Source organism: Nitrobacter sp. TKz-YC01, assembly GCF_047824785.1.
Classification (GTDB): Bacteria; Pseudomonadota; Alphaproteobacteria; order Rhizobiales; family Xanthobacteraceae; genus Nitrobacter.
The window spans coordinates 514,137-530,015 of sequence record NZ_CP181167.1; the positions used below are offsets into that span (position 1 = coordinate 514,137).

11 protein-coding genes, 1 other RNA gene and 1 pseudogene are annotated in these 15,879 nt (G+C 63.9%); 6 read left to right on the forward strand and 7 right to left on the reverse strand.

Going from position 1 to position 15,879, the window contains the following annotated elements; genetic code table 11:
• Window positions 1-101: 101 nt before the first annotated feature.
• Window positions 102-803, reverse strand: a complete 702-nt coding sequence (locus tag ACMYR2_RS02415) for a response regulator transcription factor (protein WP_011313680.1) — start codon at window positions 801-803, stop codon at window positions 102-104.
• Window positions 804-1,026: 223 nt separating this feature from the next.
• Here ACMYR2_RS02415 and ACMYR2_RS02420 point away from each other — a divergent pair, with 223 nt between their 5' ends.
• Window positions 1,027-1,764: a HugZ family protein gene (locus ACMYR2_RS02420; protein ID WP_347263128.1), complete on the forward strand. Its 738-nt coding sequence runs from the start codon at window positions 1,027-1,029 to the stop codon at window positions 1,762-1,764.
• A gap of 44 nt (window positions 1,765-1,808) precedes the next feature.
• On the forward strand, window positions 1,809-3,425 hold the full coding sequence (locus ACMYR2_RS02425; protein ID WP_347263129.1) for a phosphoenolpyruvate carboxykinase: 1,617 nt from the start codon (window positions 1,809-1,811) through the stop codon (window positions 3,423-3,425).
• 61 nt (window positions 3,426-3,486) lie between these two features.
• Here the strand turns inward: ACMYR2_RS02425 and rocF are convergent, their stop codons facing one another.
• The 4 genes and pseudogenes from rocF to ACMYR2_RS02445 all read right to left on the reverse strand — a co-directional run bounded on the left by rocF (window position 3,487) and on the right by ACMYR2_RS02445 (window position 9,107).
• The gene (gene rocF / locus ACMYR2_RS02430) at window positions 3,487-4,458 is read right to left on the reverse strand and encodes an arginase (protein ID WP_416193616.1); all 972 of its coding nucleotides are present in this window, start codon (window positions 4,456-4,458) and stop codon (window positions 3,487-3,489) included.
• Window positions 4,459-4,463: 5 nt separating this feature from the next.
• A pseudogene (locus ACMYR2_RS02435) lies at window positions 4,464-4,757 on the reverse strand (ATP-dependent DNA ligase); the annotation flags it as partial.
• Window positions 4,758-4,873: 116 nt separating this feature from the next.
• Window positions 4,874-7,954 carry a DNA polymerase I gene (gene polA, locus ACMYR2_RS02440; RefSeq protein ID WP_347263131.1) on the reverse strand — a complete coding sequence of 1,027 codons (3,081 nt, stop codon included), beginning with the start codon at window positions 7,952-7,954 and terminating at the stop codon, window positions 4,874-4,876.
• 103 nt (window positions 7,955-8,057) lie between these two features.
• Window positions 8,058-9,107, reverse strand: coding sequence for an acyltransferase family protein (locus ACMYR2_RS02445; protein WP_347263132.1), 1,050 nt, complete (start codon window positions 9,105-9,107; stop codon window positions 8,058-8,060).
• A gap of 193 nt (window positions 9,108-9,300) precedes the next feature.
• On the opposite strand from ACMYR2_RS02445, the gene hrpB reads away from it, so the two are divergent.
• The 3 genes from hrpB (at window position 9,301) to ACMYR2_RS02460 (ending at window position 14,362) form a co-directional block, all read left to right on the forward strand.
• A complete protein-coding gene (gene hrpB / locus ACMYR2_RS02450) occupies window positions 9,301-11,904 on the forward strand; it encodes an ATP-dependent helicase HrpB (RefSeq protein WP_347263133.1) in 2,604 nt (867 codons plus the stop codon).
• A 228-nt stretch (window positions 11,905-12,132) separates the two neighbouring features.
• Window positions 12,133-12,654, forward strand: a complete 522-nt coding sequence (locus ACMYR2_RS02455; RefSeq protein WP_347263134.1) for a TIGR02281 family clan AA aspartic protease — start codon at window positions 12,133-12,135, stop codon at window positions 12,652-12,654.
• Between the two features lie 208 nt (window positions 12,655-12,862).
• On the forward strand, window positions 12,863-14,362 hold the full coding sequence (locus tag ACMYR2_RS02460) for a phosphomannomutase/phosphoglucomutase (protein ID WP_347263154.1): 1,500 nt from the start codon (window positions 12,863-12,865) through the stop codon (window positions 14,360-14,362).
• 38 nt (window positions 14,363-14,400) lie between these two features.
• Here ACMYR2_RS02460 and ACMYR2_RS02465 read toward each other — a convergent pair whose 3' ends face one another.
• Both ACMYR2_RS02465 and ACMYR2_RS02470 read right to left on the reverse strand, forming a co-directional pair.
• Window positions 14,401-14,910, reverse strand: coding sequence for an Lrp/AsnC family transcriptional regulator (locus tag ACMYR2_RS02465; RefSeq protein WP_347263135.1), 510 nt, complete (start codon window positions 14,908-14,910; stop codon window positions 14,401-14,403).
• Window positions 14,911-15,105: 195 nt separating this feature from the next.
• Complete coding sequence (locus tag ACMYR2_RS02470) at window positions 15,106-15,522, reverse strand: HIT domain-containing protein (protein ID WP_416193617.1); 417 nt, start codon at window positions 15,520-15,522, stop codon at window positions 15,106-15,108.
• A 136-nt stretch (window positions 15,523-15,658) separates the two neighbouring features.
• On the opposite strand from ACMYR2_RS02470, the gene ffs reads away from it, so the two are divergent.
• Window positions 15,659-15,755, forward strand: an RNA gene (ffs, locus tag ACMYR2_RS02475) — signal recognition particle sRNA small type.
• Window positions 15,756-15,879 lie beyond the last annotated feature (124 nt).

Sequence of the window (15,879 nt, forward strand, 5' to 3'; positions counted from 1 at the left end):
ACTTGGCGCCGCGGTCAGGACGACGAAGGTTCGCTTTCGCACCGAAAGCAAACCGGATGTGTCATTTCACATCCGGTTTACGGGCTGCGCGCCCGAGGTTATCAGGTTTCCTTGAAGCGGTAACCCACGCCATAAAGGGTCTCGATCATCTCGAAGTCGTCGTCGACGACCTTGAACTTCTTGCGCAGCCGCTTGATGTGGCTGTCGATGGTGCGATCATCGACATAGACCTGATCGTCATAGGCGGCGTCCATCAGCGCGTTGCGGCTCTTCACCACGCCGGGACGCGTCGCCAGCGCCTGCAGGATCAGGAATTCCGTGACGGTCAGGGTGACGGGCTCGTTCTTCCAGGTGCAGGTGTGGCGCTCCGGGTCCATGCGCAGCAGACCGCGGTCGAGCGCCTTGGCGTCGCTCTCCTTGGGCGCGGCGGCGGGATCCTTCGGACAGGCCCGGCGCAAAACCGCCTTGACGCGTTCTACCAGCAGCCGCTGCGAAAACGGCTTGCGAATGAAGTCGTCGGCACCCATCTTGAGACCGAACAGTTCATCGATCTCTTCGTCCTTGGAGGTGAGGAAAATCACGGGCAGGTCGGATTTCTGACGCAGCCGCCGCAGTGTCTCCATTCCGTCCATGCGCGGCATCTTGATGTCGAGGATCGCGAGGTCCGGCTGGCTGGTGCGGAAGCCGTCGAGCGCTGACGCGCCATCGGTATAGGTCATGATGCGATAGCCTTCGGCTTCGAGCGCAATTGACACCGATGTAAGAATGTTGCGGTCGTCATCGACCAGAGCAATTGTGGGCATATGCCTGCTTTCCGAAGCGGGTGGCGAGAGGCGAACAATTCGACCGTCTGCCTTTGGTGTGGCTTTAAGAACGCAGTCAACGAGCAATGCAAGCGAGGCTGAAGTGTGACCGAGTTTCCGAAAAACGCCCGAAGGACCCAGCCCTTCGTTCACCTTATCTGACGCTTCGATTACCCAATTTAGCCTGAGACGATGATTTTTTCAAATTCAAGGACGTAAGGCCATGCAACCGACCGCCAATTTCACGGCAGCGAACCTGACCCGATCACTGCTGCGTCGGAGCCGGCAAGGCGCGCTGGCGACCTTGATGGTCGGCTCCGGCGACCCCTATTGCTCCCTCGTGAATGTCGCAAGCCATTATGATGGCTCACCTATTCTCCTGATTTCGCGCCTTGCGGTGCATACCAGGAATCTGCTCGCCGACCCCAGGGTGTCGCTGATGCTGGACGAGCGCGCGGCCGGTGATCCCCTCGAAGGCTCGCGAATCATGGTCGCGGGAACCACGGAGGAGGCCGATGGGGAACTCAAGGCGGTTTTGCGGAGGCGTTATCTGAACGTCCACCCCTCGGCGGAGGGATTTGCGGATTTCAACGATTTTTCGTTCTTCCGGATTCGCCTGAGCGGTGTTCATCTGGTGGCCGGTTTCGGGCGGATCGTCGATCTCAAGCCGGAAAAGGTTCTGACCAGCCTTGAGGGCGCTGAAGCGTTGGTTGCGGCCGAACAGAATGCGATCGAACACGTGAACCGCGATCATCGCGACGCCTTGAATCTTTACGCCACGCGATTGCTCGGCGCTGAGGCGGCCGACTGGCGCTGCACCGGCTGCGATCCCGACGGCCTGGATATGAGCGCCGACAAGCATGACGCGTTGCGCCTGGATTTTCCGCGGCGGATCGCTACCCCGGACGAACTTCGCGTGATTCTGAAGGATCTGGCGGAAAAGGCGCGCGCGGCGGCTTAGGTTTGCTCCGAGGTCGCCCTGGATTCGACGAGGAGGAATTTTCCGTGCCTGAGACAGGCGTGCGTAACGGCGCCTTTGGCGCCGACAAGTTCGGTCTGAAAAATCTCAAGGCCGTTCACTGGAACTTAGGCGCGCCGCAACTTTACGAGCATGCGCTACGCACCGGCGAAGCGATGGTGAATGCGGATGGCGCGCTATGCGCGGAAACCGGCGTCTTCACCGGCCGCAGCCCGAAGGACAAATTCACGGTCCGCGATGCGGCCACGGACAAGAGTGTCTGGTGGGCCGGCAACCAGTCGATGACGCCTGATCAGTTCGCCGCGCTGTACTCGGACTTCCTCGCGCACGCCCGGAACATGACGCTGTTCGCGCAGGACCTCTATGGCGGCGCCGATCCGAATTTCCGTATCAGGACCCGCGTTTTCACCGAGCTGACCTGGCACTCGCTTTTTATTCGCACCCTGCTGCGCCGGCCGGAAATATCAGAACTTGCTACCTTCGTGCCTGAACTGACCGTCATCGACCTGCCGAGTTTCCGCGCCGACCCGAAACGGCACGGCGTTCGCTCGGAGAACGTTGTGGCGATCGATTTCACCCGCAGGATCATTCTCATCGGTGGATCGCACTACGCAGGGGAGATGAAGAAAAGCATCTTCACCACGCTGAATTATTATCTTCCCGATCAGGACGTGCTGCCGATGCACTGTTCGGCCAATGTCGGCCCCGGCGGCGACAGCGCGATCTTTTTCGGCCTCTCCGGAACGGGTAAAACCACGCTGTCGGCCGATCCCAGGCGCACCCTGATCGGCGACGACGAGCACGGCTGGAGCAAGGACGGCATCTTCAATTTCGAAGGGGGGTGCTACGCCAAATGCATCAGGCTGTCGCGCGAGGCCGAGCCCGAGATTTACGCCGCCTCGAAACGCTTCGGCGCGGTGCTTGAGAATGTCGTGCATGACGAAGTCGCGCGGATCCCCGATTTCAACGACGGCTCGAAGACCGAGAATACCCGTTCGGCCTATCCGCTCGAATTCATCCCGAACGCGTCGCTGACAGGTTGCGCCGGCCAGCCGAAGAATCTGGTCATGCTGGCCGCCGACGCCTTCGGCGTGCTGCCGCCCATCGCCAGGCTGACGCCGGCGCAGGCGATGTATCATTTTCTGTCCGGCTATACGGCAAAGGTGGCGGGAACCGAGCGCGACCTTGGCAGCGAGCCGCAGCCGGAATTTTCCGCCTGTTTTGGCTCGCCGTTCCTGCCGCGCCATCCCGGCGTTTACGGCAACATGCTGCGCGCCTTGATCGCGAAGCACAAGGTCGATTGCTGGCTGGTGAACACCGGCTGGACCGGGGGCAAGTACGGGACCGGCCGCAGGATGCCGATCAAGGTGACGCGCGCCCTGCTCGGCGCGGCGCTCGACGGCTCCTTGCGCGGCGTTCCGTTTCACAATGACAGGTATTTCGGGTTCGCTGTGCCGACCTCGGTGCCCGGCGTCGAGCCGCATATCCTCGATCCCGTCAAGACCTGGGCCGACAAGACCAAGTTCGACGAAACGGCGCGCGCGCTGATCGGCATGTTCCAGCAGAACTTCACCAAGTTCGAAAACGATGTCGATCCCGAGGTCAAGGCCGCCGCTCCTGCGGCCAAAGAGGCGGCGGAGTAAGCCAGCATATCGACATTGCGGGCAATCCGTTGCTCGCGGGCGTGAACGACTTTCGCGCGTTTCAGCTTCTGTCCGGTTGCAGCGTGTTGCTCGGGGTCGGACGGTCGGTGATCTGCTGCCCGAACAGGCTGGCGATCAATTCCACCGCGACCCGCGCGGTCCGCCCGCGCTCATCGAGAAACGGGTTGAGCTCGACGATATCCACCGAGCCGACCAACCCGGAATCGTACAGCAGCTCCATGACGAGATGCGCCTCGCGATAGGTCGCTCCTCCCGGAACGGTGGTGCCGACGCCGGGCGCGACGCCGGGATCCAGGACGTCGAGATCGAAGCTAAGATGCAGCACGCCGTTGCGCGCCCTGACCCGCTCGATGACGCGATGAATCAAGACCGCCACGCCGAACTCATCGATCGCGCGCATGTCGGCGATGGCGATGCGGCGGTCCTGCACCAGCTTCTTCTCAAGCGGGTCGATCGAATGGATGCCGAACAGGTCCAGATGCGCCGGCGGGATAGAGGCGCGCGGCTCGTCGCCGAGCAGGCCGTCAAGTCCCGCCTCGCCGCACACAAAAGCGGCGGACATCCCGTGCATGTTGGCGGTCATGGTCGTCAGCGGCGTGTTGTAGTCGGCGTGCGCGTCGAGCCACAGCACGAACAGTTCGCGTCCCTGTTCATGCCAATAGCGAGCGACGCCGTTGATCGAACCCATCGACAGGCTGTGGTCGCCACCCAGGAAGATCGGGATCGCGCCGGACCTCGCCAGATCATAAGCGCGCGGGCTGAGCGCGCGGATCCAGGTCTGGATATCGCGGTAGTTGTTGGCCCTGGCGGGAATTGCGTCGGTTGCCGGCGCGAGCCCTGCGATGGAGATGTCGCCGTGATCCACCACATCGATGCCCAGGCTCTCCAGCACCGGCGTGATGCCTGCGGTGCGCAGCGCGGCCGGTCCCATCAAGGTGCCGCGTTGCGATGCGCCCATGTCGATGGGAATGCCGAGCAGCGCGACCTTCCGGCTGTCGGTCATGGCCGTCATCGCACCAGCCTGCCGGTCGCGGTCGATTTCGCATCGTTGCGAAGATAATCGGGAAAGATCTTACCCTCGTGCTGCTTCTTCGACATGTTGATAAGATACTTGTCGGGTGCGTCAGCGGCCATTTGTTCGCAGACGGCCAGGGCGAACATCTTGGCCTGCTTCCAGTTCAATCCGTCTTTGGGTCTGATTGCAAGCGGCGTGACGACGTGCAGGCCCTTGCCGCCGGTGGTCTTGCAGAACGTTTCGAGCCCCAGCGCCTCCAGCCGCTGCTTCATTTCCCTGGTCGCGGCGATGACGTTCGGGATCGTCGTTGCCGACCTCCTTGCCGGTTTCGGCACCCACCCTCTGATACTTGATGCGGTTTTGTTCCTTGTGACGGCGAACGATCAGCGTGCGGTGCTGAAGGCGACATGATCTAATGCGCCTCGTCCCAGTTGTCGGCGGCGCGGGCGTCGACCTGCAACGGCACCGACAACAACACCGCGGGGAACGGCGCGTCCTGCATCACATGCTGCACCACCGGCAGCGTCGCCGCGACCTCTTCGTCCGGGACTTCAAAAATCAGCTCGTCATGGACCTGAAGCAGCATCCGCGCGGACAGCTTCTTCGCCGCGAGAGCATCATCCATCCGCGCCATGGCGCGGCGGATGATATCGGCGGCCGATCCCTGCAGACGCGCATTGATCGCGGCGCGCTCGTTGAAGGCGCGATGCGACGGGTTCGGCGACTTGATGTCCGGGTAATGGCATTTGCGGCCGAACAGGGTCGTGACATAGCCGTGCTCGCGGCAGAATTCGCGGGTCGCGTCCATGTAGGCGCGAATGCCGGGAAAACGCTCGAAATACTTCTTGATATAGGCGGCTGCTTCCTCGCGCGGGATGCCGAGCTGGTTGGCGAGGCCGAACGCCGAGATGCCGTAGATGATGCCGAAGTTGATGGCCTTGGCCCGGCGGCGGATTTCACCGGGCATTCCCTGCACCGGTACGCCGAACATTTCCGACGCGGTCATGGCGTGGATGTCGAGGCCGTCGAGGAACGCCTGCTTCAGCACCGGGATATCGGCGATTTCCGCGAGCAGGCGCAGTTCGATCTGCGAGTAGTCGGCTGACACCAGTTTGTGTCCGGGAGCGGCGATGAAGGCGCGGCGAATTTTTCGTCCCTCCTCGTTGCGCACCGGGATGTTCTGCAGGTTCGGCTCGTTCGACGACAACCGGCCCGTGGTCGTGGCGGCGAGGGCGTAGGTCGTATGCACGCGCCTGGTCTGGGGATGAACGTATTCGGGCAGGGCGTCGGTGTAGGTGGATTTCAGTTTGGAGACCTGCCGCCAGTCCAGGATCTTGCGCGGGAAGTCGTGGCCCTGCTCGGCGAGTTCGTCGAGGATCTGCGCCGAGGTTGACCATGCGCCGGTCTTGGTCTTGCTGCCGCCCGGCAGGCCCATCTTTCCGAACATGATCTCGCCGATCTGCTTGGGGCTGCCGACATTGATCGGCTCGCCGGCAAGCTGCTGGATCTCGGCTTCCAGCCGGGCCGCGGTCTGCGCGAACTCGCCCGACAGGCGCGACAGCGCCTGCCGGTCGATGGTGATGCCGCGCCGTTCCATTTGCGCCAGCGTCGCGACCATCGGCCGCTCCAGCGTCTCGTAGACTGTATTCATGCGCTCGGCGGCCAGCCGCGGCTTAAGCACCTGCCACAGCCGCAAGGTCACATCGGCATATTCCGCCGCGTAAGCCGTGGCGCGATCGATCGCCACCTGATCGAAGGCAAGCCTGTTTCTGCCGCTGCCAGTCAACTCCCCATGGCTCAATGTGGCGTGGCCGAGCCAGCGCTTCGCCAGCGAGGCGAGATCATGGGAGCCGCGCCCGGCATCGAGCGCATAGGAGATCAGCTCGACGTCGTCCTGATTCTGCATGGCGATGCCATGCTGCGCCAGCAGCACGGCGCTGAACTTGACGTTGAGGCCGATCTTCAGGTGGCCACGAGATTCCAGGATCGGCTTCAGGAGCTCCAGTGCGTCGCCAATCGCGATCTGATCGGGCGCAAGCCCGGCGGCGAACAGCCCGGCGCTGTCGCCGGCCTGCTTGTGGCTGAGCGGGACGTAGCAAGCATGGTTCGGGGCGAGCGCCAGCGCGATGCCGGAAAGCTCGGTCTGCATGGGATCGATGGTCGGCGCCAGCGTCTCGAAGGCGAAGCTGCCGTTGTCATCGATGCGGGCGATCCAGTCGCGCAGCCGGTCAAGCGTGCGGATGGTCTCGTAGCTGTCTCGCTGAACCGGCAGCTTTCGCACCGCTTCAAGGCGGGCGGCGGCAAGGGCTTGCGGTGTCAGCAATGGACCGTCTGCTCGGGCCTGGCTTCTCCCGGCATGCTGCAGATTGGCTCTCCCCTTGTTGGGTAGGGAAGGGGGTGAGCCGAACAGGTCGCCTGATATCGCTCCCCCACCCCGACCCTCCCCCGCGAGGGGGGAGGGAGCAGAAGGGGCGGTGGCCGAGGGGCCGCTGGCGTTTTTCGCATCCGGCTCGATCTCGGCCGCGTTGACCTCGGAATAATCAGCCACGCGTTTGGTCAGCGTGGTGAATTCCATGGCCTTGAGGAAGGCGATCAGCTTGCGGGCGTCGGGCTCCTGCACCGCGAGGTCGTCCAGCGGCACATCGAGCGCGACGCGGTCGTCGAGCAGCACGAGCTGCCGCGAGATGCGCGCCTTCCCGGCATTCTCGATCAGCGCCTCGCGGCGCTTCGGCTGCTTGATCTCGCCGGCGCGGGCCAGCAACGTGTCGAGGTCGCCGTATTCGGTGATGAGTTGCGCGGCGGTCTTGACGCCGATGCCGGGCACGCCCGGAACGTTGTCGACGCTGTCGCCCGCCAGCGCCTGCACCTCGACGACCTTGTCGGGCGGCACGCCGAATTTCTCGATCACCTCGGGGATGCCGAGGCGGCGATCCTTCATGGTGTCGTACATGGTGACGCAGCCGTTGACCAGCTGCATCAGATCCTTGTCCGAGGAGACGATGGTCGCGGTCGCGCCGCGCTCGCACGCCTGCCGCACGTAGGTCGCGATCAGGTCGTCGGCTTCGAAACCGGTCTGTTCGAGGCAGGGCAGGTCGAACGCTTTCACCGCCTCGCGGATCAGCGCGAATTGCGGGATCAGGTCGTCGGGCGCGGGCGGACGGTGCGCCTTGTAAGCGGGATAGAGCTTGTTGCGGAACGTCACCTCGGACTTGTCGAAGATGATCGCAAGGTGCGTCGGCCTGTCGTCTTTCGGCATGTCGCGCAACAGCTTCCACAGCATGTTGCAGAAGCCGAGCACCGCGTTGACCTGCAACCCGTCGGACTTGCGGCTCAGCGGCGGCAACGCGTGATAGGCGCGGAAGATGTAGGAGGAGCCGTCCACCAGAAAGACGTGCTTGCCCTGCATGGTGGTCCCCGCCGCTTTCACCGGGGGAATCGTCGCGGTGGTGGTGGCCGGGATCTCAGCGGGTTCGGCGGCGGGCTTCTTCGACATGGCCGCAACTTAAGGCGTTTTCCCGCCAATGGCACCCCCGCGGCGTTCTCATGACCGACAAAATCGCGAGGGCTTTTTGGCTGGGCTGGGGCTTCGGGCCGGGCTATTCGGCCGCGGCCTGAACCGTGGGCGCGCGTTTTTTCGGTGCGATCCAGAAGGCGTCGGGACGCTCGAACAGGAAGTTCGCCCGGGTGTTGCGGCAGGCCCACCAGATCAGCACCGCGCCGGCCACGCCGGCGATGGTGACGATCAGAGAGATGAGGCCGATATCCTGGATAACACCCGCTTTCAGCAGGATCGTGCGCGAGGCGGCCATCGGCAGGAAGAACGCGAGATAGATGACGATCGAGTGCTCGCCGCAATAGCGCAGGGTGTCCAGCCAGCGCATTTTCGCCAGCAGGGTGCCGACGGCGATGATGGCGCCCGCGCCCGCAAGACCGAGCGCGAGCGAGACCACCGGCCATTCGCTGATGCCCGTATGGACCAGTCCGCCGTTGACCACGGCCCACAGCGCCAGCGCCGCCAGCGTCCACGCCGGATAGGCGCGGGCGCGGTTCGACCATGCGAAAACATAGGTTGCGAACAGGTAGCCGGAATAGATGTAGACGAAGCGGGCGGCGAATTCGTCGATCAGCGTCCAGCCGGTGGAGATGTGCGCCATCTCCAGCGCCGCCGCCACGCCCCAGATCGCCCAGGGCGGGATGCGGCGGGTGGCCTTGATCACCACGAAGAAGACCGGCAGCAGATAGATGAACCAGAGCGTGCCGAACGGGTCGATGAACGTCATCAGCCAGAGCCTGATGACGCCGGGCCATCCGACGTCCGAAGCGAAGGCCGGGGCCTTGAAGCCGAACTGGATCGTGACCCACAGCACATAGAAGTAAGCGAAGTGCACCACCTTGCGGTCGAGGTAGGTGCGCCAGTCGCGATTGATGACGAGCGGCAGGAACAGACCCGAAAGCAGGAAGAAGTCCGGCATCCGGAACGGCTTTGCGAACTCGACGACGTAGTGCATGAAGCCGGTCTGCCCGGCCGCGGCCTCGACGCCCAGCACCGAATGCATCATCACCACCATGATGATGCAGATGCCCTTGGCATAGTCGACCCAGTCGACCCGTTGCTTGTTCTGTGCGGCTGTGCCGTTTCCGGTCATGGGTGTCCCTTTTCGGCGCGCTCGGGCATGTTTACACGAAGATCGGTTGCGTTCTCCTTTCATCAATCAAATAATGTGCCGGGTCTCCGGGAAGTGATCGGACCCAGCCAACGCGCTTTATCGGAAACGGAAGGCTCCGGCTTGGCCCGCATCCGGGCCGTGCGTTAAGAGACAGGGTATCCAGCCGTTAACCATGCCCTGCGCCCCGGACCGATCCTTGACGGAACCATTTGCCAATCCGCTTCCGATCGACGCCGTGCTCGGCGAACTCGGACGCACGCTTGGTGCGCACGACACGGCGGTGCTGGTCGCCCCGCCCGGCGCGGGCAAGACGACGCGGGTGCCGCTGGCGCTGCTCGATGCGCCCTGGATCGCCGGCAGGAAGATCGTCGTCCTGGAGCCGCGCCGGATCGCGGCGCGCGCCAGCGCGGAACGGATGGCGCGGACGCTCGGTGAGCGCGTCGGCGAGACCGTGGGCTATCGCGTGCGTTTCGGCTCGAGGGTCTCGCGCAAGACCCGTATCGAGGTCGTCACCGAAGGCATCTTCTCGCGGCAGATCCTCGACGATCCCGAACTGAACGGCGTTGCCGCGATCCTGTTCGACGAGTTTCACGAGCGTTCGCTCGATGCGGACCTCGGGCTTGCGCTGGCGCGCGACGTGCAGAGCGGCTTGCGGGAGGACTTGCGCATCCTGGTGATGTCCGCGACCATCGACGGCGCGCGGGTGGCAAAGCTGCTTGGCGACGCGCCGGTGATCGAAAGCGAGGGGCGCGCCTTCCCGGTGGAGACGCGGTATCTCGGCCGCAAGCCCGATTCACCCATGGAGCGGCAGATGGCCGACGCGATCGCCACGGCGTTGCGCGCGGAGGTCGGTTCGCTGCTGGCGTTCCTGCCGGGCGCCGCCGAAATCCGGCGCACCCAGACTATGCTCGCCGAAAGAATCCATGATGCGTCGATCGAGATCGTGCCGCTGTTCGGCGCGCTCGACGCAGCGGCGCAGGATCGCGCCATCGCGCCCGCGCCGAAAGGCCAGCGCAAGGCGGTGCTGGCGACTTCGATCGCAGAGACTTCTCTCACGATTGAGGGTGTCCGCATCGTGGTGGATTCCGGTCTGGCGCGGGTGCCACGCTTTGAGCCTGACATCGGCCTGACGCGGCTCGAAACCATGCGCGCCTCGCGCGCCGCGGTGGACCAGCGTCGGGGCCGCGCCGGGCGCACCGGGCCCGGTGTGTGTTATCGGCTATGGGACGAGCCGCAGACCGCCTCGCTGCCCGCCTATACCCAGCCCGAGATCCTCAGCGCCGATCTGTCATCCCTGGTGCTCGATCTGGCGCAATGGGGGGTACGCGATCCCGCCACGCTTGCGTTTCTGGACCCGCCGCCCGCTCCGGCGTTGAATGAGGCGCGAAGCCTGTTGCGCGAGCTTGGCGCGCTCGACGCCGATGGCCGCATCACCGATGAAGGAAAAAGCCTGCGCGCGCTTGCGCTGCCCCCGCGGCTCGCGCGCATGATCGTGGGCGCGCATCGTCTCGGTTCTGGCCGGGAAGCCGCTGACATCGCGGCGGTGCTGACCGAGCGGGGGCTGGGCGGCGACAGCGTCGATCTCGACGCGCGGCTCGATCATTTTCGCCGCGACCGCTCGCCACGCGCCGCCGGCGCGAGGCAGCTGGCGGAGCGGTGGGCGTCGCAGGTGGCGGCCTCTTCTCCCTCTCCCCTTGTGGGGGAGGGTCGGGGAGGGGGGTCTACAGGGCGGGCTCGGAATTTAACCCCCGCCCCTAACCCTTCCGAGCGGGCGTCCTTGCCCGTCCCGGCCCCACAGGGCGGAGGGGAGCTCGGCACCGGCGAAATGCTCGCTCTCGCGTTTCCCGATCGCGTGGCGCGCCATCGCGGCAACGGGTCGTTCGTGCTCGCCAACGGCCGGGGCGCGTCGGTCGATCCGGCCTCAAGGCTGGCGCGAGAGCCCTTCATCGCGGTCGCAGAACTGACCGGCACGGCGGCGAGCGGCCGTATCCTGCTGGCTGCGCCGATCGCTCAAGGCCAGATCGAATCGCGCTTTGCCGGCCAGATCGAGACCGACGAGGACATCTCCTTCGATCGCGCGGCGATGAGCCTGCGAGGGCGGCGGCGCAAGCGGCTGCGCGCGATCACGCTTGCCGAAGCACCGGTGGCGGTCGCGCCGTCGATCGCGACAGCGCGCATCCTGGCGGAAGGACTGATCGATGCGGGGCTGGATCGCCTGCCGTGGTCGAAGCCGCTGAAGCAGTGGCGCGATCGCGTCATGTTTCTGCGCGCGGCGGAAGGCGGGGAGTGGCCGGACCTGTCCGATGCCGGGCTTGCGGCCACGGCCGAAATGTGGCTGTCGCCCGCTCTGTCCGACAAGACCGCGTTGAAGGAATTTTCAGCCGGCGATCTGTCGGAAGCATTGATGGCGCTGCTGCCGTGGAATTTGCGCGCGCGGCTGGAGCGCGAGGCGCCGACCCATTTCGAAGCGCCGACCGGCACGACGCTTGCGATCGACTATGAGGCCGGGCAGGGGCCGACCATCGCTGTCCGATTGCAGGAATTATTCGGCCTGACGACGCATCCGTCGATCGCGCAAGGCAAGGTGCCGCTGGTTCTGGAATTGCTGTCGCCGGCGCATCGTCCGGTTCAGGTGACGCGTGATCTGCCGGGCTTCTGGCGCGGCAGCTATGCCGCCGTCCGCTCGGATCTGCGCGGGCGCCATCCCCGGCATCCCTGGCCGGACGATCCGGCCAATGCGACGCCGACACGGCGGGTCAAGCCGCGCGGGACCTGAAAGGCGGCATGACCCAGCTCTTCAAGCAGCCAGTTCTTCAAACAGCCAGTTCTTCAAACAGCGAGGTGTTGAATACGTCTCGCGTCAAAGTCTCACGCGATTCCGCGTTAACGCTTCGCTCATGCTTTTCTCAAATAAAGAAGCGCGTAGCCCGTCGTAAGTGATGGCGGGCTGACGGCCGCGCGTAAGATCGTGATGACCGTTCCGGTCGGTCAGTGAGTATGTGCCATGCGTAACCTGATGATTTTTGCCGCGCTTCTGATCGGCGCCGGCACTTATATGGCGCAACTGGCCGACGAGATGACCACGACCGCGGCCGCGCGGCCCACCACGTCGATGCAGCCGGCGGCATTGGAGGCGATTCAGGATCGCGACGGCATCCGCAGCGTCAGCATCGCGCGCGACGGCCGGGGCCACTTCCAGACCGAAGGCCGGATCGATGGCGAGCGCATCGGCTTCATGGTGGATACCGGGGCCTCCGTGGTCGCGCTCAACGAAAGCTCCGCCGCGCGTCTCGGCCTGCGGCCCTCGCGGAACGACTACACGACGACCGTGACGACGGCCAATGGCAAGCTCAAGGCTGCCCGCACCCGGCTCGCCATGGTGGACATCGGCGGCCTCATCGTGCGCGATGTCGATGCCATGGTGTTGCCCGACGAGGCCCTGTCCGAGAATCTGCTGGGCCTGTCTTTTTTATCCAAGCTCAGGCGCTTCGAATTCGCGAACGGGCGGATGGTTCTGGAACAATAGTTTGCCGCAGACGCTCGTCCTGATGCGCGCTGGCCTGCCGTTGCGAATTATGCCGCAATTGCCGTTCACAGACCTGTGGCGTTTTCGAGCGAAGCGGGTCCCGGTTCGCGTCCAGACAACGCGTTAGAAGCTCCCGCATTTCCAGCAGCTGTGGCATCGTCCGGCTGCATTTCCTTATGTCATGTTCTTTCCTCGCGAGGCCGTCTGCATGTTTCCGAAGCCGAAGTCCGTTCTGGCGCCGAATACCTATGCCTATGAATCCGAGCCGATGGTGAAGGCGACCGGGCTTCGCGAATATGACGCCCGATGGCTGTTCGGCAAGGAAATCAACCTGATGGGCATCCAGGCGCTGGGCATGGGGCTCGGCACGCTGATCGGCGAACTCGGCCAGAAGAAGGAGATCGTCACCGGTCATGATTTCCGCAGCTATTCGTCGTCCATCAAGTACGCGCTGATCTCCGGCCTGCTGGCGTCGGGCTGCAAGGTTCACGACATCGGATTATGCATGACGCCGATGGCGTATTTCGCGCAGTTCGAGCTCGACGTCCCCTGCGTCGCCATGGTGACAGCCTCGCATAACGACAACGGCTGGACCGGCGTCAAGATGGGCGCCAACCGGCCGCTGACGTTCGGGCCCGATGAGATGACGCGGCTCAAGGAGATCGTGCTCGGCGCCGCCTTTGCCACCAGGGGAGGCGGTTCCTATGAATTCCACGACAATTTCCCGGCGCGCTACATCGCGGATCTGACGAAACGGCCGAAGCTGAAGCGCAAGCTGAAGGCTGTGGTGGCCTGCGGCAACGGCACCGCCGGCGCGTTCGCGCCTCAGGTGATGGAGGCGATCGGCTGCGAGGTGATCCCGCTGGATACCGAGCTCGACCACAGCTTCCCGAAGTACAATCCCAATCCCGAAGACATGAAGATGTTGCACGCGATCCGCGACGCGGTGCTTGAAAACAAGGCCGATCTCGGCCTCGGCTTCGACGGCGACGGCGACCGCTGCGGCGTGGTCGACAACACCGGCGAGGAAATCTTCGCCGACAAGGTCGGCGTGATGCTGGCGCGCGACATGTCGGCGATCCACAAGGATGCGCACTTCGTGGTCGATGTGAAATCAACCGGCTTGTTCGTCACCGATCCGGTGTTGCAGCAGCAGGGCGCCAGGGCGACCTATTGGAAGACCGGCCATTCCTACATGAAGCGGCGCACCAATGAACTCGGCGCGCTCGCGGGGTTCGAGAAGTCGGGCCACTTCTTCTTCAACGCGCCGATGGGCCGCGGCTACGACGATGGCCTGATCTCGGCGATCGCCGTGTGCGAGATGCTCGATCGCGCCGCCGGCAAATCGCTGGCCGATCTGAAGAACGCCTTGCCCAAAACCTGGTCGTCGCCGACGATGTCGCCGCATTGCGCCGATGAAGCCAAGTACGGCATCGTTGACAGCGTGGTGAAGCATTTCGAGGCCGCCAGGGCCAACGGCGACAAGGTGGCCGGCCAGCCGATTCGTGATCTCGTCACCGTCAACGGCATCAGGGTGACGGCGCAGGACGGAAGCTGGGGGCTGGTGCGGGCGTCATCCAACAAGCCCGAACTGGTGGTCGTGGTGGAAAGCCCGGTCTCCGAGCAGCGGATGCGCGACATGTTCGAGGCGATGGACAGCGTGCTGCGTACTCATCCCGAGGTCGGCGAGTACAATCAGAAGATTTGATGATTCCGCATCAATAGTGAAGGATTCCAGCTCAATCGTCACGCCGCGCTCAGGGCAGGCACCGGCAGGGCCGTTACCGACTTGATCTTTTCCATCGCGAATCGGGAGGTGACGTTCTTCAGCGCGACCGAACTGATCAGCTTTTTATAAAAGAGGTCATAGCTCGCCATGTCGGTGACCACGACGCGCAGCATGTAATCGACGTCGCCCGCCATGCGGTAGAGCTCCATCACCTCGGGCATCGCGCTGATCGCATCGGCGAATTTTTTCAGCCAGACGTCGGAATGGTCGCCGCTTTCCACCGACACGAACACCGAAATGCCGAGCCCGATCTTGTTCTGATCGACCAGCGCCACCCGGCGCAGGATGATGCCGTCGGCCTCGAGCCGCTGGATCCGTTTCCAGCAGGGAGTCGAGGACAACCCGACGCGGTCGCCGATCTCGGCCACGGAGAGCGATGCGTCTTCCTGCAGCACGGTCAGGATCTTGCGGTCGATGGCGTCGAGGCGCCGACCGGTCTCAATGATTTGAGGGGCAATATCGCTCATGGTAGAATATTGTTCCAATATTGAAGTTGTTAAACCTCATATATAGAAAAATATTCCAGCGCAAGGGTTATGTATCAGGGACGCGCGGGCGCGAATCCGCCCTTGCCAAAAAGGCTTCCATTTCAGCGCGTTGCGGTCTGGCGAAGGCGCCGCCGAAGCGGGTGCATTTGATCGCGGCGGCTCCTGACGACCGGCCTAACCGAGCCCTATCCCGCGGCGGATGGCTTCAATGAACGACTCAAGCTCCGCCGCATCGTATTCGCGCGCGGGCGCCGTGCCCCAGACCGGGTTGGGCCATGCGGCGTCGCTTTCGCGGCGCGCGATGACGTGGACATGAAGCTGCGGCACCTGATTGCCGAGCGCGGCCACGTTGAGCTTGCCGCAGCCTGTGATGCCCTTGAGCACTTCGGACGCGCGAGCGACCTCCGTCATCAGGCGCGCGCGGTCGTCATGATCAAGATCGATGATCTCGACCGCACCCGTCCGTCTTGGCGCCAGAATGAGCCAGGGATAGGTGGCGTCCTTGCTGAGCAGGAGCCGGCTGAGCGGCAGGTCGCCGATGCCGACCGTGTCATTATCGAGCTGCGGGTGAAGCGACCAGGTTTCGGACATCGTTCCCGGATATTTTCGAGGAATGCCGATGCAGACTGGCGCGGCGATCCGCCGAAATCAATGGTTCGGAACCGGCACGATCCCGGATCGTCCTCGTCGCTTGCTTTCCTGTGCTTTTGGCCCCAAATAGAAAGCGGGAGATTGGCGGTGGACGAGCCACTCGCCAACCGGGTCAGGTCCGGAAGGAAGCAGCCCTAACGAGGTCCGGATCGGGTCGCTCGTCAGTCTCCTACCTCCCTCTTGCCTCTTGTCGGGCGAGCCGTGTTTCTCGGAGATCCTTGCCAGCGCCGGACGGGCGCGGCCCGAAGGTTCGCTCCGTTGTTCCGCAAGCCGGCTTCGAGAGAGAAAATTGCGGAT